The organism is Micromonospora sp. NPDC050695, from assembly GCF_040654415.1.
Classification (GTDB): domain Bacteria; phylum Actinomycetota; class Actinomycetes; order Mycobacteriales; family Micromonosporaceae; genus Micromonospora.
The window spans coordinates 18,391-38,434 of record NZ_JBFAHZ010000027.1; the positions used below are offsets into that span (position 1 = coordinate 18,391).

Annotated in this window: 15 protein-coding genes; 9 read left to right on the forward strand and 6 right to left on the reverse strand. The window is 73.4% G+C overall.

The window, feature by feature from the left end:
• Window positions 1-41: 41 nt before the first annotated feature.
• Entirely contained in the window at window positions 42-4,022 is a 3,981-nt protein-coding gene (gene eccCa, locus AB0H52_RS20365; RefSeq protein ID WP_151488055.1) for a type VII secretion protein EccCa, read from the reverse strand.
• Between the two features lie 101 nt (window positions 4,023-4,123).
• On the opposite strand from eccCa, the gene eccD reads away from it, so the two are divergent.
• Window positions 4,124-5,527: a type VII secretion integral membrane protein EccD gene (gene eccD, locus AB0H52_RS20370; protein WP_151488056.1), complete on the forward strand. Its 1,404-nt coding sequence runs from the start codon at window positions 4,124-4,126 to the stop codon at window positions 5,525-5,527.
• Window positions 5,528-5,558: 31 nt separating this feature from the next.
• On the opposite strand, the gene AB0H52_RS20375 is transcribed toward eccD, so the two are convergent.
• Window positions 5,559-6,065, reverse strand: coding sequence for an inorganic diphosphatase (locus AB0H52_RS20375; protein ID WP_039907066.1), 507 nt, complete (start codon window positions 6,063-6,065; stop codon window positions 5,559-5,561).
• Between the two features lie 572 nt (window positions 6,066-6,637).
• Here AB0H52_RS20375 and dacB point away from each other — a divergent pair.
• From dacB to tilS, 3 genes are all read left to right on the forward strand, one after another.
• Window positions 6,638-8,038, forward strand: a complete 1,401-nt coding sequence (dacB, locus tag AB0H52_RS20380) for a D-alanyl-D-alanine carboxypeptidase/D-alanyl-D-alanine-endopeptidase (RefSeq protein WP_192580117.1) — start codon at window positions 6,638-6,640, stop codon at window positions 8,036-8,038.
• A gap of 101 nt (window positions 8,039-8,139) precedes the next feature.
• Entirely contained in the window at window positions 8,140-9,210 is a 1,071-nt protein-coding gene (locus tag AB0H52_RS20385) for a zinc-dependent metalloprotease (protein ID WP_151488058.1), read from the forward strand.
• 11 nt (window positions 9,211-9,221) lie between these two features.
• Window positions 9,222-10,214, forward strand: a complete 993-nt coding sequence (tilS, locus tag AB0H52_RS20390; RefSeq protein ID WP_151488059.1) for a tRNA lysidine(34) synthetase TilS — start codon at window positions 9,222-9,224, stop codon at window positions 10,212-10,214.
• A gap of 2 nt (window positions 10,215-10,216) precedes the next feature.
• On the opposite strand, the gene AB0H52_RS20395 is transcribed toward tilS, so the two are convergent.
• A complete protein-coding gene (locus AB0H52_RS20395; RefSeq protein ID WP_151488060.1) occupies window positions 10,217-11,179 on the reverse strand; it encodes a helix-turn-helix domain-containing protein in 963 nt (320 codons plus the stop codon).
• A gap of 138 nt (window positions 11,180-11,317) precedes the next feature.
• Between AB0H52_RS20395 and AB0H52_RS20400 the strand changes: the two genes are divergently transcribed.
• The 4 genes from AB0H52_RS20400 (at window position 11,318) to folE (ending at window position 15,327) form a co-directional block, all read left to right on the forward strand.
• A complete protein-coding gene (locus tag AB0H52_RS20400; protein WP_192580118.1) occupies window positions 11,318-11,467 on the forward strand; it encodes a hypothetical protein in 150 nt (49 codons plus the stop codon).
• A gap of 100 nt (window positions 11,468-11,567) precedes the next feature.
• On the forward strand, window positions 11,568-12,143 hold the full coding sequence (gene hpt / locus AB0H52_RS20405) for a hypoxanthine phosphoribosyltransferase (RefSeq protein WP_030328005.1): 576 nt from the start codon (window positions 11,568-11,570) through the stop codon (window positions 12,141-12,143).
• A gap of 464 nt (window positions 12,144-12,607) precedes the next feature.
• Window positions 12,608-14,626 carry an ATP-dependent zinc metalloprotease FtsH gene (ftsH, locus tag AB0H52_RS20410; protein WP_151488061.1) on the forward strand — a complete coding sequence of 673 codons (2,019 nt, stop codon included), beginning with the start codon at window positions 12,608-12,610 and terminating at the stop codon, window positions 14,624-14,626.
• Window positions 14,627-14,661: 35 nt separating this feature from the next.
• Window positions 14,662-15,327, forward strand: coding sequence for a GTP cyclohydrolase I FolE (folE, locus tag AB0H52_RS20415; protein WP_151488062.1), 666 nt, complete (start codon window positions 14,662-14,664; stop codon window positions 15,325-15,327).
• 72 nt (window positions 15,328-15,399) lie between these two features.
• On the opposite strand, the gene AB0H52_RS20420 is transcribed toward folE, so the two are convergent.
• Window positions 15,400-16,080 (reverse strand): hypothetical protein, encoded by a 681-nt coding sequence (locus AB0H52_RS20420; RefSeq protein ID WP_225854134.1) that lies wholly within the window; start codon window positions 16,078-16,080, stop codon window positions 15,400-15,402.
• Between the two features lie 46 nt (window positions 16,081-16,126).
• Window positions 16,127-18,688 carry an FtsK/SpoIIIE domain-containing protein gene (locus AB0H52_RS20425; RefSeq protein WP_151488064.1) on the reverse strand — a complete coding sequence of 854 codons (2,562 nt, stop codon included), beginning with the start codon at window positions 18,686-18,688 and terminating at the stop codon, window positions 16,127-16,129.
• 315 nt (window positions 18,689-19,003) lie between these two features.
• Here AB0H52_RS20425 and AB0H52_RS20430 point away from each other — a divergent pair, with 315 nt between their 5' ends.
• Window positions 19,004-19,438 carry a hypothetical protein gene (locus AB0H52_RS20430; protein ID WP_357949255.1) on the forward strand — a complete coding sequence of 145 codons (435 nt, stop codon included), beginning with the start codon at window positions 19,004-19,006 and terminating at the stop codon, window positions 19,436-19,438.
• 3 nt (window positions 19,439-19,441) lie between these two features.
• Here AB0H52_RS20430 and AB0H52_RS20435 read toward each other — a convergent pair whose 3' ends face one another.
• A complete protein-coding gene (locus AB0H52_RS20435; RefSeq protein WP_278125963.1) occupies window positions 19,442-20,041 on the reverse strand; it encodes a hypothetical protein in 600 nt (199 codons plus the stop codon).
• Window positions 20,042-20,044 lie beyond the last annotated feature (3 nt).

Genomic DNA, 20,044 nt, shown 5'->3' on the forward strand with positions numbered 1-20,044 from the left:
CGGTTTCCCCACCCGTCACGGGAAGAACCGGGGGGAACAGGTCACGGTGGCGGCAGTTGAGCGAGCTGCACGAGGCGTACACCCTCTCGACGGGTGACCAACCGACCACGGCCCGGCGGCAGCGGGCCGGGCCGGACCGGCCCGACCAGCGCGCCCTCGTCCGGGCTGCCGGCCATCACCAGACCGGCGGTGGACAGCTCCCGCAGCCGCTGGATCATCGGCTCGTACTGGGCCCGGCCCGCACCACCCGAACGGCGGGCCAGCACCAGGTGCAACCCCACGTCCCGGGCGTGCGGCAGATGCTCCTCCAGCCCCCGCAACGGGTTCGCCGGCCCGGCCGCCACCAGGTCGTAGTCGTCGACCAGAACGAACAGCTCCGGTCCGGACCACCAGGACCGGTCGCGCAACTGCTGCGGGGTGACCTCCGGGCCGGGGGCACGCCGCTCCAGGTAGCCGGCGGCCGACTCGACCAGGTCGGCGGTGTGCGCCGCCGCGGTGCCGTACCCGATCAGGTGGGGCGTCTCGATGGCGCCGAGCAGGCTGCGCCGGTAGTCGACCAGGATCACCCGGGCCTGTTCCGGAGTGAACCGGGTGACGATCGAGGTGGCCAGCGCGCGGAGGAACGACGACTTGCCGCACTCCGCGTCGCCGAAGACCACGAAGTGCGGCTCGGTGGCGAAGTCGAGCACCACCGGGCGCAGGTCCGCCTCGGCGATGCCGATCGGCAGCCGCAGCCCGGTCGTCGCGGTGAGATCCAGATCGGCGTACGACAGCACCGGCGGGAGCAGCCGCACCCGGGGTGCCGCCTTGCCATTCCACCCCTCGGCTACCCCCTTGACCAGGTCGGCGGTGTCCCCGCCGGCGGCGAGGCGGGGCAGTGCGGTGAGGAAGTGCAGGCTCTCCGCGGTCACCCCCCGGCCGGGGCGCTCCGGCACGTTCGCGGCTGCCCGCCGGGCCACCAGCGAGTCGGCCGGGTCGCCGAGACGCAACTCCAGCCGGGAGCCGAACAGATCCCGGATCGCCGGACGGAAGTCCAGCCAGCGCAGCGCGGTGGCGACGACGTGCACCCCGTACGACAGGCCCCGGGTGGCGAGGTCGGTGACCAGCGGCTCCAAGTCGTCGTACTCGCCACGGACGGTGCTCCAGCCGTCGATAACCAGGAACACGTCGCCGAACGGGTCGGCGCCCGGCTGGCCAGCCGTCCCCGCCGCCGCACGGCGCTGCCGGTACGCGGCCATCGACTCCACGCCCAACTCCGCGAAGCGGCGTTCCCGGTCGGCCAGCAGGGTCGTCATCTCGCCGACGGTGCGTCGTACCGCGGTCGGGTCGGCCCGCCCGGTCACCCCGCCCACGTGCGGCAGGTCGCGGACGGCGGCCAACCCGCCACCACCGAAGTCGAGACAGTAGACCTGCACCTCGGTCGGGGTGTGGGTGAGCGCAAGCGCGCAGATCAGCGTGCGCAGCACGGTGGACTTGCCGCTCTGTGGCGCGCCGACCACCGCGATGTGCCCGGCGGCGCCGTCCAACGCCAGCCACAGCAGGTCGCGGCGCTGCTCCAACGGCCGGTCCACGACGGCCACCGGCACCCCGAGCGCGCCGTGCAGCTCCGGGTTGCCCACGACGAGCCCGCGCGTCGGGTCCACCTCGACCGGCCCGAGTAGCTCGTCCAGGGCCGGTGGCTCGCCGAGCGGCGGAAGCCACACCTGGTGGGCGGGTGGGCCCTGCCCGACGAGCCGGTCGACCAGCAGGTCGAGCAGTGTCTCCTGCCCGCTCTCGTCCTCGGCCACCATGGGCAGGGCGGGTGTGGCCGGCTCGGGCACCGGCACGACGTGGGTGGTGAAGGTGAGCAGCCGGGCGCCGCCGCCACCGGTGGCGCCCGCCGGCACGGCCCGGCGGCGCACCGCGCCGGACACGTACGCGGCCTTGAATCGGGCCAGCGGGTCGGTGCCGGCGCGCAGGTAGCCGTGGCCCGGCGAGCGGGGCAGCTCGTGCGCGTCCGGCACCCCGAGCACCGTGCGGGACTCCAACGCGGAGAAGGTGCGCAACCCGATCCGGTACGACAGGTGAGTGTCGAGCCCACGGAGCCGACCCTCCTCCAGGCGCTGACTGGCGAGCAGCAGATGCACACCGAGCGACCGGCCCAGCCGACCGATCTGCACGAACAGGTCGATGAAGTCGGGTTTCGCCGAGAGCAGTTCGGAGAACTCGTCGCAGATCAGCAGCAGCGACGGCAGCGGGGCCAGCGGGCTGCCGGCGGCACGCGCCCGCTCGTAGTCCCGCACGCTGGAGAAGTTGCCGGCGCGTCGCAGCAGCTCCTGCCGACGTACCAGCTCCCCGTTGATCGCGTCGACCATCCGGTCGACCAGGGGCAGCGCGTCGGCCAGGTTGGTGATCACCGCGGCGGTGTGCGGCAGACGGTCGAACGACGCGAACGTGGCGCCGCCCTTGAAGTCGACGAGCACGAAGTTGAGCTGCTCGGAGCTGTGCGTGGCGGCCAGCCCCAGCACCAGCGTACGGAGCAGTTCGGATTTGCCCGAGCCGGTGGCCCCGATGAGCAGGCCGTGCGGGCCCATCCCGTCCTGGGCGGACTCCTTGAGGTCCAACTCGATGGCGCCGCCGTCCACGCCCACCCCGATCGGCACCCGCAGCCGGTCCCGTGCCGACCGGGGCGCCCAGCCCTGCTCGGCGGTGAAGCTCTCCGGGTCGCCGAGGCCGAGCAGTTCGGGCAGGCCCAGCTCGGCCTGGAGCGGGGCGTCCGGGCCGCGTGCCGCGCCGGCCAGCCGCAGCGGCGCCAACCGCCGGGCGACCGCCTCGGCGTCGGCCGGGTCGAGCTGGTCGGCCGTACCCACCTCGGCGTGCCCGTCGATCGACAACGAGTGCAGCCGCCGGCCGCGCAGTTCCAGCAGCAGCGCGTACCGGTCGAGCAGGCGCGGCGGCGGGGTGTCCAGGTCCAGGACGGTGACCGCGTCGATGCCGCCGTCGCCGGTCAGGTCGGTGGCGCCGGTCAGGTCGCCGCCGTCGAGGACCACCACCACGTGCGGGCCGTCGGTGGCCGGGCCGGCCGGACTGAACCGGGACCGGCTGGCCAGCACGTCGCCCAGCAGCCGCTCCAGCTCGACGGCGGAGCTGGTGACCAGCCGGACCGGGCCGAGCGCGTCGGTGCGGCCGGGATGGTGGGCGTGCGGCAGCCACTTCACCCACTCCCAGCCGGCCCGCCGTTCCGGTCCGGCGCAGATCGCGACGAGCAGCTCGTCGGGCGCGTGGAAGACGGCCAGTTGGGTCAGCATCGCCCGGACCAGCGCCTGTGCCGCCGCGTCGCCGGTCGGCGGGCCGGCGCTCGGCGGGCCGCCGCCGGTCCGGCCGGCGGTCCGCACGTACACCCGGGCGAAGCTGCGCAGCGACAGCGCCACCGGCAGGTCCGGCACGACGGAGTACGCGTCCAGGAAGCGACGCAGCGCGCCGGCGGTCATCGGCTCCAGCTCCTCCAAGGGCCGGGTGACCGGCGGGACGAGCGGGGTGGCCAGGGTCTGCGGCCCGACGCCGACGCGGACCACCGCGAAGTCCGGGTCGGCGGGACGGCGTTCCCAGACCCGGTGGCTGTCCACCGTCGACCACAGGCGGCCGGGGTCGGGGTGCCGGTAGTAGAGCCCGGCCCGCTGCCGCCCGGCGGTCTGCCGGACCCGGCGGCGCAACGTTGCCAGGTGCCGCAGGTACTCCCGTCGGGCGGCCATCATCTCGGACTTCTTCGGAGTGCCCGAGGCGCTGCCCCACGAGGTCACCAGCATCGCCAGCGAGGACAGCCCGAACATGCCGCCCACCACGTACGAGTAGGCGCCGCCGCCCCGGCCGAACATCATCGCCATCGCCACCGTGCCGCCCAGCATGGGCAGCAGCATGAGCATCTGCTGCCACCGCCCCCCGGTCACCGCCGGGATCTCCGGTGGCGCCTCGACCGGCAGCTCACCGGCGGGGATCTCGGGCGCCGGCCGGCGGGGCGGGCGCTTGATGACGACGGTGGACACTCGGCCTCCTGACAGCGCTGGGTAACCCGAGCCTGGCTCATGGTAGGTAAAGTCCTGTCGTCCGCGCAGCCTCCGATCCCCCTCGATATGGAGATCAGCCGATGACAACCGGGCTGGCCCGCGTCACCATCAGCGCGCCGCAACGGCGGGTGGACGTCGCCCTTCCGGAGCAGGTGCCGCTGGCCGAGCTGCTGCCCGACGTGCTCCGGCACGCCGGTGAGGGCCTCGCCGACGACGGCGAACAGCACGGCGGTTGGGTGCTGCGCCGCACCGACGGCGCGCTGCTGACGACCGCCCAGGCGCTGCTACCGCAGGGGGTCCGCGACGGCGAGGTGCTGCACCTGGTGCCGGCCCGCGCGCACTGGCCCGAGCTGGAGTACGACGACGTGGTCGAGGCGATCGCCGAGGGCGCCCGTCGCCGGGGCGGCGCCTGGTCGGCCGGAGCCACCCGTGCGGCCGCCCTGGCCGGTGCCGCCGTACCCCTCGGTGTGGGGTTGCTCGCCCTGCTCGCCGGTGGCCCCGGGCACCGGGCCGGCTGGCTGGCGGCGGCCGTGGTGGCGCTGCTGCTCACCGTCGCCGGCGCGGTCGCCTCCCGTGCCCATGGCGACGGTGCCGCCGGCGCGACCCTCGGCGGCTATGCCCTGCCGTACGCGTTCGTGGCCGGCGCCCTCGCGGTCGGCTCCGGCGACCCGGTCGGGCCGTTCGGGCCGGTGCGGTGGGTGGGCGCGCCCGAGTTGCTGACCGGGTCGGTGGCGTTGCTGCTGTCGGCGCTGCTCGGGCTGCTCGGGGTGGCCAGCCGGCTGCGGGTCTTCGTGGCCGGCGTCACGGCCGGTCTGGTGGGCGCTGCGGCGGCGCTCGGCGGGCTGCTGCTGCCCCCGGCCGGCACGGCGGCGGTGCTGCTCAGCGCGCTGGTCTTCGCCGTCGGGGTGGTTCCGCTGCTGGCCATCCGGCTGGGCAAGCTGCCGCTGCCGCCGATCACCCTGCCGGCCGCGGGCCCCGCCGGGGAGCCGGAGCGGGTCCGGGATCTGCCGGACCGGGGCCGCGTGCACGCGGCGGTGATCCGCACCGAGGAGATGCTCACCGGCATGCTGCTCGGGCACGCCCTGCTCGTGGTGGCGGCGGCGGGTGTGCTCGGGGTGGCCGGCGGAACGTCCGGGCGGGTGCTGGTGGCGGTCGCCTCGGCCGTGCTGCTGCTGCGGTCGCGGCTGTTCGTGGCGCTGCGCCACCGCGTACCGACGGTGCTCGCCGGTCTCGCCGGCTACGCGGTGCTGGGTGCGGTGCTGGCCGGTCGGGCCGACGACGCCGGGCGGCTGGCGCTGGTCCTCGGCGGCGCGGCGCTGGCCCTGGTGGCCGCCGCGGCCGGCACCGGGTACGCCCACCGGCCGGTCTCGCCGTACCTCGGTCGGATCGCGGATCTCACCGACACGGCCCTGGTGGTCGCGGTGGTGCCGGTCGCCTGCGCGGTGCTCGACCTGTACGACCGGGCCCGGGGGCTGCTCGGTTGAGCGGCACCCGGGCCCGGTCGGTCAGCGTTCGTCAGTGGGTGGACTCGCCACGCGCCTCGGCGTCCCTGGCCCGCTGGTAGGAGGCCCGGATCTCGGCCTCGGCCTCGGTGCGGCCGACCCAGGTGGCGCCCTCGACCGACTTGCCGGGCTCCAGGTCCTTGTACACCTCGAAGAAGTGCTGGATCTCCAGGCGGTCGAACTCGCCCAGGTGGTGAATGTCGCGCAGGTGCTCCTGGCGGGGGTCCTCGTAGGGCACGCAGAGGACCTTGTCGTCGCCGCCCTTCTCGTCGGTCATCCGGAACATGCCGATGGTCCGGCAGCGGATCAGGCAACCCGGGAAGGTCGGCTCGGGGACCAGCACCAGCGCGTCCAGCGGGTCGCCGTCCTCGCCCAGCGTCTCCTCAATGAACCCGTAGTCGGCCGGGTACTGGGTAGACGTGAACAGGGTGCGGTCCAGCCGGATCCGGCCGGTCTTGTGGTCCACCTCGTACTTGTTCCGGTGACCCTTGGGGATCTCAACCGTCACGTCGAAATCCATCTGCACGCTCCCTCGTCTGCCCACGCTGGCTAACGGAACCACTGGCGGCCCTCCGGACAGGTGAATGCCCACCCGCCGACTCCGGCCGCCGCATAGTCTTCGGACCGAAGTAGTGTCACCCAAGCCAATTTTCGCTGGGGGAGGAGGGGGCCGTGGGGAGGGAAGATTCACACTACCGCCCGGACGGGGGCGTCGCGCGCGGTACCGGACGATCCGGCGCCGGCGGTGCCACCGGGCGGGTTCCGGTGCCCGACGCGCACCTCCCGCGGGCTCCCGAGCCGCAGTCGGCACCGGAGCCGGTGACCGAGCGTCCCGCTCCGCTGCCCTGGCATCCACCTGCGGGTTCGGCCCCGGTCGTACCGAACTCGGGCCGTTTCCCGGTCGCCGGTGGTGATCGACCCACCGGCGCGCCGCGCGGCAGCGCCACCGTCCCGACCGGCCCGGCCCGGCCCGGCTACGCGCCCGCCGCGCCGAACGCCGTCCCACCGCTGGGCCCACCGATCTCCGCGCTGCCCGCGCCCGCCGGCGCCGCGCCCGAACCCGCCGCGCCGACCCGTCGGCGCCGGCTGCCGATGGTGCTGGCCCTCGTGGTCCTGCTGGTGCTCGCCGGCGTCGGGGTCGTCGTGACCAGGCCCGGGCCGGTCGCCGGATGGCTGGGCGACGACGCCGGGTCCGCGCCCACCGCTGCGGCCGCGACCCCCGAACCGGACCCGTCGGACGTGCTGGCCGGTCCGGACCCGAACGCTCCGGTGCCCAGCCCCGACGGGGTACGCGCCGCGCTGGACCCGCTGGTGGGTGCCGCCGCGCTGGGCGACCGGGTGAACGTCTCGGTGGCCGACGTGACCTCCGGCCAGACGCTGTTCGCCAAGGGAGCGGACGACGGCACGGTGCCCGCCTCGGTGACCAAGCTGGCGACCGCGGTGACCGTGCTGGCCGCCCGTGGCCCCGGGTACCGGATCCCCACCCGGGCGGTGGCCGGTGCGAAGCCCGGCGAGGTGGTGATCGTCGGCGGCGGCGACCCGACGCTCGCGGTCGACAAGAAGGGCTACTACCCCGGTGCCGCGCGCCTCGACGACCTGGCCGCCCAGGTGCGTACGGCGCTCGGCGGCACCGCCCCGACCAGCGTCATCGTCGACGGTTCGGTCTACTCGGGCCCGGTCTACGGCCCGGGCTGGGACGACGACATCCCCACCGGCGGGTACGGCGGCGCGGTGACCGCGTTGATGACCAACGGCGCGCGCAAGGACCCGGGTGCCGCCAGCGGTGGCGCCGTGCGGGTCGCCGAGCCGGATCTGACCGCCGGCCGGTCGTTCGCCAAGCTGCTGGGCGTACCGGCCTCCGCCGTGAAGCGCGGCACCGCTCCGGCGCCGACCGCGGCCGGTGGCGCCCCGGCACCCGGCACCGAGCTGGGCGTGGTGCAGTCCCCGCCGCTGATCCGGTTGGTCGACATCATGATCAGTCAGAGTGACAACCTGGTCGCCGAGGCGCTCGCCCGGCAGGTGGCGCTGGCCCGCAACCGGCCGGCCTCGTTCGACGGAGCCGCCGCGGCGATGGACGCCGAGTTGGCCGAGCTGGGGCTGCCCGCCGAGGAGATCACGCTCTCCGACGGCAGCGGCCTGTCCCGCAACAACCGGATCAGCCCGTCGCTGCTGACCGACCTCATCCGACTGGCCGCCAGCACGGACCATCCGGAACTCGCCGGTGTGTTCGGGGGCCTGCCGGTCGCCGGCTGGTCCGGCACCCTGGACGACCGTTACCGCGGTGCGCCCGGCACGGCGGCCGGGGCGGGTGCCGTGCGGGCCAAGACCGGCACGCTGACCGGGGTGCACGCCATCGCCGGCCTGGTCACCACGGCTGACGGCCGGTTGCTCACGTTCGCGGTGCTCACCGACAAGGTGCCCGGCGGCACGGACACCGCCCAACCGGCACTGGACCGGATCGCCGCCGCCTTGGCCGGCTGCGGCTGCGGCTGACCGCCCCGGATGCGGTCCCCGGCCACCCGCTGGGCGGCGACCGTCGTCGATAGCCGACGCGAGCCCGGGCCGGGGTGTCGCGGCGCGGGTACGGTGGGTCCATGGCGCAGTTCGTGGACTGGGATCTGGCCGCCGCCACCGCGGGGGCGTTGAGCAAGTCGGGCCCCCGGGTGTCGTACACCGAGGCCACCGACGTGGTGGGCGATCTGCGACGGCTGACCGACGAGGCGGCCGGGCACGTGGCCGACTACACGGGGCTGCGGGCGCAGGTGGCGCATCCGCCGGTCCGGGTGGTCGACCGCCGGGACTGGGCCGCCGCGAACATCGCCGGCCTGCGTGAGGTGATCACCCCGCTGGTCAGTCGGCTCTCCGGCGAGAAGCCGCCCGGCGCGTTGACCGAGGCGATCGGGTCCCGGCTGACCGGGGTCCAGGCCGGCACCGTGCTGGCCTACCTGTCCGGCCGGGTGCTCGGCCAGTACGAGGTCTTCTCCGCCGACCCCGGCCAGTTGCTGCTGGTCGCACCGAACATCGTCGAGGTGGAGCGCAAGCTTGGCGCCGACCCGCGGGACTTCCGGCTCTGGGTCTGCCTGCACGAGGTCACCCACCGCACCCAGTTCACCGCGGTGCCGTGGATGCGGGCGTACTTCCTCAGCGAGGTGCAGGCTTTCGTGGACGCCTCGTCCAGCGGCGGCGAGCACCTGACCGAGCGGCTGCGACGCGGCGTCGCGACCCTGTCCGAGGCGGTCCGCGACCCGGAGAGCCGGACCAGCGTGCTGGACATCGTGCAGACTCCGGCGCAGCGGGCCGTGCTGGATCGGCTGACCGCGCTGATGACGCTGCTGGAGGGCCACGCCGAGTTCGTGATGGACGGCGTCGGCCCGCAGGTGATCCCGAGCGTGGAGCGGATCCGGGCGTCGTTCAACCGGCGTCGCGAGGCGGGCAATCCGCTGGAGAAGGCGATCCGTCGCCTGCTCGGGGTGGACGTGAAGATGCGTCAGTACGCCGAGGGTCGCAAGTTCGTGCACGGCGTGGTCGAGCGGGTCGGCATGGACGGCTTCAACTCGATCTTCAACTCGCCGCTGACCCTGCCCCGGCTGTCCGAGCTGGCTGACCCGGATGCCTGGGTGGCCCGGGTGCACGGCCCGGCCGGCACCATCCCGGCCGCCGGCTGACCCGCCCTCCGGTGGCTGCGCTCGCCCCGCCGGTGGCCGCGATCCGGGTGGCGGTTCGCCGCGCCCTGATCGGTCTGCCGACCGGAGGGCCGGTGCTGGTCGCCTGCTCCGGTGGCGCCGACTCGCTCGCCCTGGCGGCGGCCGCCGTGTTCGTGGCGCCCCGGCTCGGCTTGGCCGCCGGCCTGGTGACCGTCGACCACGGCCTGCAGGCCGGTTCCGCGCAGCGGGCCGCCGAGGTGGCGACCTGGGCCCGTGACGCCGGCTTCCCGCTCGTGCAGGCCGTCCGCGTCGAGGTGGCCGGCCGCCCGGGAGGGCCGGAGGCGGCCGCCCGGGAGGCCCGGTACCAGGCGTTGACCGAGGTGTCCCGGCAACATGACGCGGTCGCCGTGCTCACCGGGCACACCCGTGACGATCAGGCGGAGACCGTGCTGCTCGCGCTCGCCCGCGGTGCCGGCCCGCGCGGGCTGGCCGGGATGCCGGCCCGGCGGGACCTGTCCGGTGTGCCACTGCTGCGCCCGCTGCTGGGGATCGCCCGGGAGCAGACCCGCGCCGCGTGCGCCGTGCTCGGGCTCCAGCCGTGGCAGGACCCGCACAACACCGACCCGTCGTACGCCCGGTCCCGGGTGCGGGCCGACGTGCTGCCAGCTCTGGTGCGGGCGCTCGGGCCCGGCGTGCTGGACAACCTCGCGCGCACGGCCCTGCTGGTGGCGGCCGACAACGCCGCCCTCGACGAGCTGGCGGAGACGGCGCTGACGGCGGCCCGGCATCCCGAGGGTGGGCTCGCGGTGCCGGCGTTGACCATCCTCGCCCCCGCCGTACGCGGCCGGGTGCTGCACGCCTGGGCGCGTGAGCTGGGCGCCCTGCCGGGTGCCCTGTCCCATCGGCACGTCGCCGCGCTGGACGCGTTGATCACCGACTGGCACGGTCAGGGGCCGGCCGATCTGCCCGGGGGGGTCCGGGTGCTCCGCCGCGCCGACCGGCTCGCTCCGGTGAGCCCGGACTGACCTCAGACGCTGTGTGTCCGGTCCCGGAAGGTGGTCCGGTAGCTGTGCGGGGTGGCACCGACCCGGCGGCTGAAGTGGTGCCGCAGCGCCGCCGCGTCGCCGAAGCCGGCCTGGTCGGCGACCTCCTCCACGCTCAGCGGCGTCTCCTCGAGCAGCCGTCGGGCGAGCAGCACCCGCTGGTTGGTGAGCCAGTCGTGCGGGGTGGTGCCGGTTTCGGCGCGGAACCGGCGGGCGAACGTGCGGGGAGCCATGCCGGCGCGGGCGGCCAGCTCCTCCACGGTGATCGTCCGGTCGAGGTGTCCCATCAGCCACTCCAGCACCGGCTCCAGGGTGGGTGCCTCGGGCACCTTCGGGATCGGCGCCTCGACGTACTGTGACTGGCCCCCGTCGCGGTGCGGCGGGACCACCATCCGCCGGGCCAGGCGGGTCGCGGTGGCCGAGCCGTGCTCCTGTCGGATCAGGTGCAGGCAGGCGTCGATACCGGCCGCGGTGCCGGCGCTGGTGAGCAGCCGCCCGTCCTGGACGTAGAGGGAGTTGCAGCGCACCCGGGCGCGGGGATGACGGCGTTGCAGCTCGTCGACGTACCGCCAGTGGGTGGTGCACTCCCGGTCGTCGAGCAGCCCCGCCTCGCCGAGCAGGAAGGCGCCGGAGCAGACGCTGAACAGGTGCGCGCCGCGGGCGTCGGCGCGGCGCAGCGCGTCGAGCACCGGGCCCGGAACGACGGTGCCCTGCGTGTGCGCGGGGACGGCCACCAGGTCGGCGTCCTCCACCGGGCCGAGGTCGGCGTGCGGGGTGAGGTGGAAGCCGGAGGAGGTACGGACGGCCGCGCCGTCCGGGCTGCACAGCTGGAAGCGGTAGCCGGGGAAACCGTCGACCGTCCGGTCGGTGCCGAACACCTCGGCGAGCACGCCGAGCTCGAACGGAGCGACCTGGTCGAGGACGAGGACGGCGACGTTGCGGAGCATGTGACGAGGGTAACCCCAGAGGTGGCAGTAAATCGATGCCCAGTGGCATCACTGCCACTGTCCGGTCGGCGCGAGGGGTCGCAGACTGGTGTCAGTCCGGTGCGCACCGGCGGCGAAACCGACAGCAACCATGCGAAAGTGAGCGCCGCCATGGAGTTCCTGCTCTTCCTCCTGTTCCTCGTCCTGCTCGTCGCCGCCTCGGCGACCGGCCTCACCGCCGACAGTCACGATTCGGCCGACTGGAAGCCCAGCGAGGACGGCCGCCGCTGGCGGTCACGTACGAGCTGAGGTGTTAGCGGCTTATGCGACGAAAAATCCCGGGCGGGACCGCGCCAAAAGGTGCGGCCCCGCCGACGGAGGCCATCCGACGTACGGCAGGCTAGGAGTCATGGCTGACGGCTCCTGGTACGACGCCGACATCGACCACGTGATCATCTCCGAGGCGCAGATCCGCGAGAAGACGGCGGAACTGGCCAAGCAGGTCTCCGCCGACTACGCCCACGTGGGCGACGGACTGCTGCTGGTCTGCGTGCTCAAGGGCGCGGTGATGTTCATGGCGGACTTCGCCCGGGCGTTGGGCCGCAACGGCCCCCCGGCCGAACTCGACTTCATGGCCATCTCTTCCTACGGCCAGGGCACCACCTCCTCCGGCGTGGTGCGCATCCTCAAGGACCTCGACCGGGACATCGCCGGTCGGCACGTCGTGGTCGTCGAGGACATCGTCGACTCCGGCCTGACGCTGTCCTGGCTGCTGCGCTACCTGGAGTCCCGCTCGGCGGCGAGCGTCGAGGTCGTCGCGCTCTTTCGCAAGCCGGACGCGGTCAAGGTGCCGGTGCCGGTGAAGTACGTCGGCTTCGACATCCCCACCGAGTTCGTCGTCGGGTACGGCCTGGACTTCGGCGAGCGTTACCGGGAGCTGCCGTACGTCGGGGTGCTCAAGCCCGAGGTCTACGCCCGCTCCTGACGGCATGCCGTGGCCGCCGGCAGACGGTGTGAGGCCAACTCGTATCGGTATCCGTCAAGCCGACGTTCAGCGGGCTCTCAGTTGTTGCGGTTACCGTGGAGCCCGGTGGCGCGGAATGTAACTCCGCGTCCGGCTCCCTCGACCGCGTGACCGGGCGTTCGGGTGGCCGGGACGGACTCCCCGCCACGCCGGTTTTCGCCCGGACCCGCCGTACGTCGGTGCGGGGCTGGCGGGCCTGCCCACGGTGTGCGCCGTCGATGTCGAAGGTGCGCGAAGTGCGGGGCTCGCAAGCTCACTCCTCGCGTACACGGTGTACCGTCGAATGACCGCGGCGCGGCAGTTGCGCGCCTCGGGGTCGAGGCCGGCCCGCACGGCGGCTCCGGCCGCCGCACACCGCGGCGACACCATCAGACGGTCAGGACGTCGATCAGGAGGATGCGGGCGCCCCGGCGCTCGACAACAGTATGGAACGTACGCGTTTCTTCCGCCGACCGGTGGTCTGGATCATCCTGGTCATCCTCGGCGCCGTTGTGCTCAGTCAGCTGTTCACCGCTGGTCCCAGCTACCACCGCGTGGACACTTCCGTTGCGCTCGACCAGCTGCACACCGCCAAGATCAATAAGGTCGTCTTCCAGGACAAGGAGCAGACGCTCCAGCTCGACCTGGCCCAGAAGACGAAGTTCGGCGAGACCACCACCAACAAGATCGAGGCCCAGTTCCCGTACCAGGTGGGCGACGAGGTCTGGAACGAGGTGCTGGCGGCCAAGGCGGCGAACCGGGTCACCGGCCCGGCCGACGCCAAGGTCTCGTCGGACAGCATCTGGATGAGCCTGCTCATCAACCTGCTGCCCATCGCGCTGCTCGTGCTTTTGCTGCTGTTCTTCATGTCGCAGATGCAGGGCGGCGGCTCCCGGGTGCTCAACTTCGGCAAGTCCAAGGCGAAGATGATCACCAAGGACACCCCGAAGACGACCTTCGCGGACGTCGCGGGCGCCGAGGAGGCCGTCGAGGAACTGCACGAGATCAAGGACTTCCTGCAGAACCCGGCGAAGTACCAGGCCCTCGGAGCCAAGATCCCGAAGGGCGTGCTGCTGTTCGGCCCGCCCGGTACCGGTAAGACGCTGCTGGCCCGCGCGGTCGCCGGCGAGGCCGGGGTGCCGTTCTACTCCATCTCCGGCTCCGACTTCGTGGAGATGTTCGTCGGCGTCGGCGCCAGCCGGGTCCGTGACCTCTTCGAGCAGGCCAAGGCGAACGCCCCGGCGATCGTCTTCGTCGACGAGATCGACGCCGTCGGTCGACACCGTGGCGCCGGCATGGGTGGCGGCCACGACGAGCGCGAGCAGACGCTCAACCAGTTGCTCGTCGAGATGGACGGCTTCGACACCAAGGGCGGCGTCATCCTGATCGCGGCCACCAACCGACCGGACATCCTCGACCCGGCGCTGCTGCGCCCGGGCCGGTTCGACCGGCAGATTCCGGTGGACGCCCCCGACATGGAGGGCCGCAAGGCCATCCTGCGGGTGCACGCCAAGGGCAAGCCGTTCACGCCCGACGTCGACCTCGACTCGGTGGCCCGGCGTACCCCGGGCTTCAGCGGCGCCGACCTGGCCAACGTGATCAACGAGTCGGCTCTACTCACCGCCCGCAAGGACCAGCGGGCGATCACCAACGACTCGCTGGAAGAGTCGATCGACCGGGTGATCGCCGGTCCGCAGCGACGGACCCGGGTGATGAGCGACCAGGAAAAGAAGATCACCGCGTACCACGAGGGTGGGCACGCGCTGGTCGCCTGGGCGCTGCCGCACGCCGCTCCGGTGCACAAGGTGACGATCCTGTCCCGTGGTCGCTCGCTGGGCCACACCCTGGTGCTCCCGACCGAAGACAAGTACACCCAGACCCGCGCCGAGATGATCGACACCCTGGCGTACGCGCTGGGCGGCCGGGCCGCCGAGGAACTGGTCTTCCACGAGCCCACCACCGGTGCCGGCAACGACATCGAGAAGGCCACCCAACTGGCCCGCGCGATGATCACCCAGTACGGCATGAGCTCCAAGCTCGGTGCGATCAAGTACGGCACCAGCGGGGACGAGCCGTTCCTCGGCCGCAACATGGGCCACGAGCGGGACTACTCGGACTCGGTGGCCGCCGAGATCGACGGCGAGATGCGGGCGCTGGTCGAGCTGGCGCACGACGAGGCCTGGGAGATCCTGGTCGAATACCGGGACGTCCTGGACAACATCGTGCTCGAGCTGATGGAGAAGGAGACCCTCTCCACGGCCGACATGGCGCGGATCTGCTCCCGGGTGGTCAAGCGCCCGCCGCTGGCGCCGTACAACGGCTTCGGCAAGCGCCAGCCCTCCACCGAGCCGCCCGTGCTCACCCCCGCGGAGAAGGACAAGCTCAAGGCACAGGCCCAGGCCGACGGCGCGCAGGCGTCCGTCGGTGGTGGGGCGCCGTTCAACAACTCGGACGGTACGCACTGAGCAACGACCCGACGGCCAGTTCCCCCCACCGGGAGCTGGCCGTCTCCGCGACCGAGCCCGACGGCGACGACGGGCTCGACTACGTGGCCGCCCGGCTGATCAGCGGCAGGCTGACCGGCCGACCGATCGAGGACGCCGTCGACCTGGGCCGCATCGAGAAGGCGGTCCGGGAGATCCTCATCGCGGTCGGCGAGGACCCCGACCGCGACGGACTCCAGCAGACACCCGCCCGGGTGGCCCGCGCGTACGCCGAACTCTTCGCCGGCCTCCGGGTCGACCCGGCCCAGGTGCTCAGCACCACCTTCGAGGCCAACCACGAAGAGCTGGTGATCGTGCGGGACATCGACGTGATGAGCCTCTGCGAACACCACCTGCTGCCGTTCCGGGGCAGCGCGCACATCGGCTACATCCCCGGCCCGGACGGGCGGATCACCGGCCTGTCCAAGCTGGCCCGGCTGGTCGAGGTGTTCGCCCGCCGCCCCCAGGTGCAGGAGCGGCTCACCTCGCAGGTCGCCGACCTGCTCATGAGCAAGCTCGCCCCGCGCGGCGTCGTCGTCGTGCTGGAATGCGAGCACATGTGCATGGCGATGCGCGGCATCCAGAAGTCCGGTGCGAAGACCATCACGTCGGCCGTACGCGGACTCCTGCAATCGGACTCCAAGTCACGGGCCGAGGCGATGGCGCTGATCATCCCCCGCTGACCGTTCGACCGAACCCGGCCGGCCGTCCCCACCAGGGCGGCCGGCCGTCCCGTACGCACACCCCGCCGTCGGTCAGCCGGCCAGCAGGGCCAGCGACAGACCGGCCGTGACCAGCACCGCCGGCACCAGGCAGACCAGCGCGCCGAAGCGCACCGTACGGTCCAGACGCTCACCCGGGTCGGGCCGGAACACCCGTCCGACACCCAGCCAGGCGACGGCGAAGGCGACCGCCGGCATCGGCAGCCCACAGATCACCGCGGCCACGCTCGCCGGACCCGTCCCGGTCGCCGCGTACACCACGATCTGGATCAGCGGCACGAGCAGTGCCAGCGGCCCGTACACCAGCAGATTGCGCACCCGGGCGGGCCAGGACCCCGGGCGGAGCCGGCGGCGCGCGGCGAGCGCCGCGTCCGCACCCTCGGCCCACCCCCGCGCCGTCCGCAGCGAAGCCAACACGGCCGCCGGGCCGCCCGCCATCGACCGGGCCGCCTCGGACAGCTCCGGCGGCGACGGCACCAACGAGATCGCCGGTACGCCCAACTCCCGCAGCCGTTCCTGCTGACTCGCCAGCCCGGTCCGGACCAGCGTCAGCTCCTCCCGAGCAGCCTCCGCCGACCGGGCCTGCTCACCGGCGGCAGCCGCCGCGCCGCGGCGTACCCCATCCAGCTGGCGGGCCGCGGCGAGGTACTCCGACCAGGCCGTCGTGGGTTCCGCGTCGGGCCCGGCGGTACGCTGCCGCCCCGGCCCGGTCACCGTCGCGTTCGGACCCACACCCACACCCTCCGCGTCCACCGCCGGATCACCCGGCCTCGTCAGCGAACGGCACCAGAACCGTGCCCCGCTCGTCCGGACCGTCCCAGAGCACCGCCCGATCGGGGCGGCCCCGCCACTCCACCGGCCGGCCGAAGACCGCGGAGAGCTGCGCGGCCGGCACGTCCACCACCGCCACGGCCGCCACCTTGTTCACCTCGCCGTCCGGCTCCAACAGCGCGGCGAACGGCGGCACCGCCCGCCACCAGCCCAACAGGTGTCGACCGGCCGGCGGCCCGTCGCGCAGCAGCGCGCGCAGCTGGTCCACCGGCAACTCCCGCGGCCCCGGCCGGTCCAACCCGAAGACCACCAGATAGGTCGGCAGGTCAGCGTCCACGTCCGTGAGCAACGTCGGCAGGTCCACCATGCTGGCCGGATGGCGGGCGGCCAGCTCGGCGGTCAACGCCTCCGCCAGCGGCCGGGCACCCGGATCCGGTGCCGCCACCAGGAACCGGGCCGTGCCCGGCGGATGATGGACGGCCGTGCTGCGGGCCGCCGTCGCGAGCAGCCCGCCCGCCGCCGGCCCCGACCCCAGCACCGCGAGGTTGCGTCCCGCAGCCGGCCCCAGCGGTACGGCGACCGTCGAGCGGGCCACGTCCACCGCCCGCCCCAGCAGAGCCGCCGGCCCGTGCGCCTGCCCGGCCGACGCCGCCCGGTAGCGCGGATCATTGCCCAGCAGCGGTCGGGCGTACCCGGCGAACACCACCGGTGGCACCGAACCCGCCGGCCGGGCCTCCCACAGCTCGTGTCGCAGCCGCTCCACCACCTCCGGGTGGTCCTGCGGGTCCGGATGCCGGATCAACCGCTCGTGACCCCGGGTCGCGCCGCGCGGGCCGCCGAGTCCGCCAGCCGTGTTCACCACCGCGCTGCCCACCGGCAGACCGGCGGCCGAGTCATTGGTCGGCTCCAGCACCGGGCTGCCACCCGGCAGTGCCACCCGCACCGGGAACTGCCCCAGCACCGAATCCCGGTGCCCGGCGTCCGCGCGGGCGGACAACCCCAACTCACCCGCGCCGGCCAGCACCAGATGCACACCCCACGCCCGACCGGCCCGCGCCAGCCCGTCCAACTGGGCGGCCACCTCGGCGGCCAGCCGGTCCCGTTCGGCGAAGAGCAGCGGCACATTGTCCACCACGCAGACGATCCGGGGCAGCGGCCGGTGCTCGCGCAGCTCCGCGAAGCGCTGCCCACCGGCCCGCCCACCCGCCTCCGCCCGACGCCGCACCTCGGCCGTCAACTCGTCGAGCAGATCCCGGACGTACTCCCGGTCGGCGGCCATCGCGGCCGCCCGCACCTGCGGAATCCAGGACCGGTCCCGTTCGGTCTGCAGGAACTCAACGAAGGACTCACCGTCGCCGAGATCCACCAGGTGGAGCGCCAGGTCGTCCGGGCCGTACCGGGCCGCCAGACCGAGCAACGCGGTGGTCAGGAACGCCGCCCGGGCCTCACCGGACCGGCCGCTCACCAACCAGTGCGGCGTCAACTCGGTGAAACCCAACGGCACCGCCCGCCCCCCGGCGTCACCGACCGTGGTCGTCAACCCGTTCGCCCGGTCCGACTCCCAGAGGCGGTCACCCGTCGGCGGTAGCAGCTCCGACAGGCCCAGCCGGGAACCCGCCTCCACCTGCGCGGCGAGCCGCCGACACACCGCGTCCACCAGATCGGCCGGAGGATCCGCCTCGACGAAGACCGGCGAATTCAACCCACCCGGTGCCTCCGCACCCGGACCCGCGAAGGACGCCCCCGGCGGATCACCGAGCAACGCGTACGCGTTACGCAGCGCCAGAGCCGTCGCGTGCGGCAGCGGTGCCCGAGCCGCGTACGGGCCGGCAGGCGGCCAACCGGCCACCACCAGGTGCAGCCCGGCCGTCGGCCCCTGCTCGGCCAACGCCTCGATCCGCGCCAGATCCGTCGACCCGGTCAGCTCCGGCAGCGCGGCAACCACCAACAGCAACGTACGGTCGTGACGCCGCCGCCCACTCGCCCCCGGAGTCACCCACTGCTCCGCCTCCGTCAACACCGCCCGCAGACCCGCCACGTCCACCGCCGGCGGCGGCAACAGGCCGGCATCAGCGAGCGCCCCGAACGGGGCGAGCACAGCGCCCGTGACATCCACCGCACGAACCAGCAGCGAACCAGCCGGCGCCGCACCCAGCGACCTCAACAGCACGGCCCGGAGCAGCCCCGCCACCCGAGGCTCCCGCGCGTCGACGTCCACACTCAGATGACCCGTGCCGACAAGAGGCACCAGCGCCGGAAAGCGGGCATCATCCAACGGCGCCGCCGTACCGACCCGGACGAAGAGCGGCGGCCCGTCGCCCGCCGGAGAGTCCACCGTCAGCGAATCCAGGGCAGCCCCCGACCAACCCGGAGCCAGCCGCGCCGCGACCACCCGAAGCCGATCGGCCGCCTCGTACTGGCGGCGCTGATCGGCAGGAGCCGGTCGGGTCTCGTCGAGGATGCCGGCCGCAGACGTCGCCACGGCGGCAGCCCGGCGGTGCAGAGCTGCGGCGCGGTTCGTGCGAGCCCTCAGACCGGCCACCGCGTCCACCCCCTCAAGCCGAGGTTGGCAACCCCTCCCCGAGCAGAGACGGTATCCCAGCCGAGGCCGCTCCTACGGGAGGTGCCGCGGCGGTGCGCCGGTGTTGTCGGGGATCTCACCGGTGGGGAGGGGTCCGTCACGATCCGCTGGATCTGAGGCATTGGCTCCGGGGCGTCCAGCCGATAACGTCAGGAGGTGGAATCAGTGCAGCCCCCCGCCGGTTCCCAGGTCTCCCGCGTACCGGCCCAGCGGACGCCGTCCGAACAGCTGCCGCCGGCCCCGGCCGCGCCGGCATCTCAACCGCCGCGCCGCCGAATGCGGACCGTGTTCACCGTGGTCGCCGGAGTGCTCGCCCTGCTCGCCGTCGGCGCCGGCCTCACCGGTTACGTGCTGTACGACCGCGCCTCCTCGCCGGACCGCAGCTCCCCTGATGTCGCGGTGGTCAGCTACCTGCAAGCTGCACTAGTCTCACGTGACCCCAACAGGGCAAAACTGTATACATGCGACGGATCGGTGCCCGCGTTAGATGATTTCGGCACCCAGATTTCACGACGAGAGCAAGAGCTAGGCGTTTCCTTCTCAATTAACATCGAGAATGTCGCCGTTTCGGACGTCGGTGCCAGGGACGCTTCTGTCAGCGCGGTCATCCGGCGGAGCGCTTCAATCGACGGAATTCAACAAAGCTTGGCTGACACTTGGCGATTCGATGTAAAAGAGCGCGAAGGTTGGCGTGTGTGTGCCGCCACCCGAGTCAGCTAAAACTCACTCGATCCACAGCAGATGCACCGGGACCTCCAGGGTGGTGGGTGACTGGCCGCGCCAGGCCCAGCGGTACCACTCCACCTCCTGCGTGATCCGGACGCAGATGTCTCCCTCGGCTCCCGAGTAGGTTTCGGTGACCGCCCGCAGGTCACGGTGCTCCCGCGCGCCCTCGACGTGCACCACCCGCCGCCCTGTCACCGCGTCCGCCTCGAAGACGGGTGTGGGGGACGGGTGTGCCGGGCCGTCCAGCGAGACCAGCCGGAGGCCGCTGGTCCGGGCGCCACCCGGTCCTGGCCGCTCACTGACGGTCTCCACCCAGACCCGCTCCACCGGAACCAGCGGCGCGAACACCTCGACCTGCTCGGCCTCTGCCCGGTACCACTCGTGTTCGGGAATCACCGGCACGTAGGTGCGGGCGCCCTGCACCACCCGGTCGTCTGCCCGCAGGTCACCCCGCCAGCCCAGCCCGGGCAGCCCGACCAGCACCCGCCGTCCCCGCAACTCCACCCGGTCGGTGGCAGGGACGATGGACAGTGGGCGGGGTGGCTGGGGTGCCCAGTCGGGCTGGTCGGCGAACGGGTCTGGCAGCGGTCCGGTCATGCC

Excerpts from the sequence above, each read along its gene's own strand:
- eccD (WP_151488056.1), top strand. The coding sequence starts at position 4,124 with ATGACAACCGGGCTGGCCCGCGTCACCATCAGCGCGCCGCAACGGCGG.
- AB0H52_RS20375 (WP_039907066.1), bottom strand. The coding sequence starts at position 6,065 with ATGGATTTCGACGTGACGGTTGAGATCCCCAAGGGTCACCGGAACAAG.
- dacB (WP_192580117.1), top strand. The coding sequence starts at position 6,638 with ATGGTGCTGGCCCTCGTGGTCCTGCTGGTGCTCGCCGGCGTCGGGGTC.
- AB0H52_RS20385 (WP_151488058.1), top strand. The coding sequence starts at position 8,140 with ATGGCGCAGTTCGTGGACTGGGATCTGGCCGCCGCCACCGCGGGGGCG.
- AB0H52_RS20395 (WP_151488060.1), bottom strand. The coding sequence starts at position 11,179 with ATGCTCCGCAACGTCGCCGTCCTCGTCCTCGACCAGGTCGCTCCGTTC.
- hpt (WP_030328005.1), top strand. The coding sequence starts at position 11,568 with ATGGCTGACGGCTCCTGGTACGACGCCGACATCGACCACGTGATCATC.
- ftsH (WP_151488061.1), top strand. The coding sequence starts at position 12,608 with ATGGAACGTACGCGTTTCTTCCGCCGACCGGTGGTCTGGATCATCCTG.
- AB0H52_RS20435 (WP_278125963.1), bottom strand. The coding sequence starts at position 20,041 with ATGACCGGACCGCTGCCAGACCCGTTCGCCGACCAGCCCGACTGGGCA.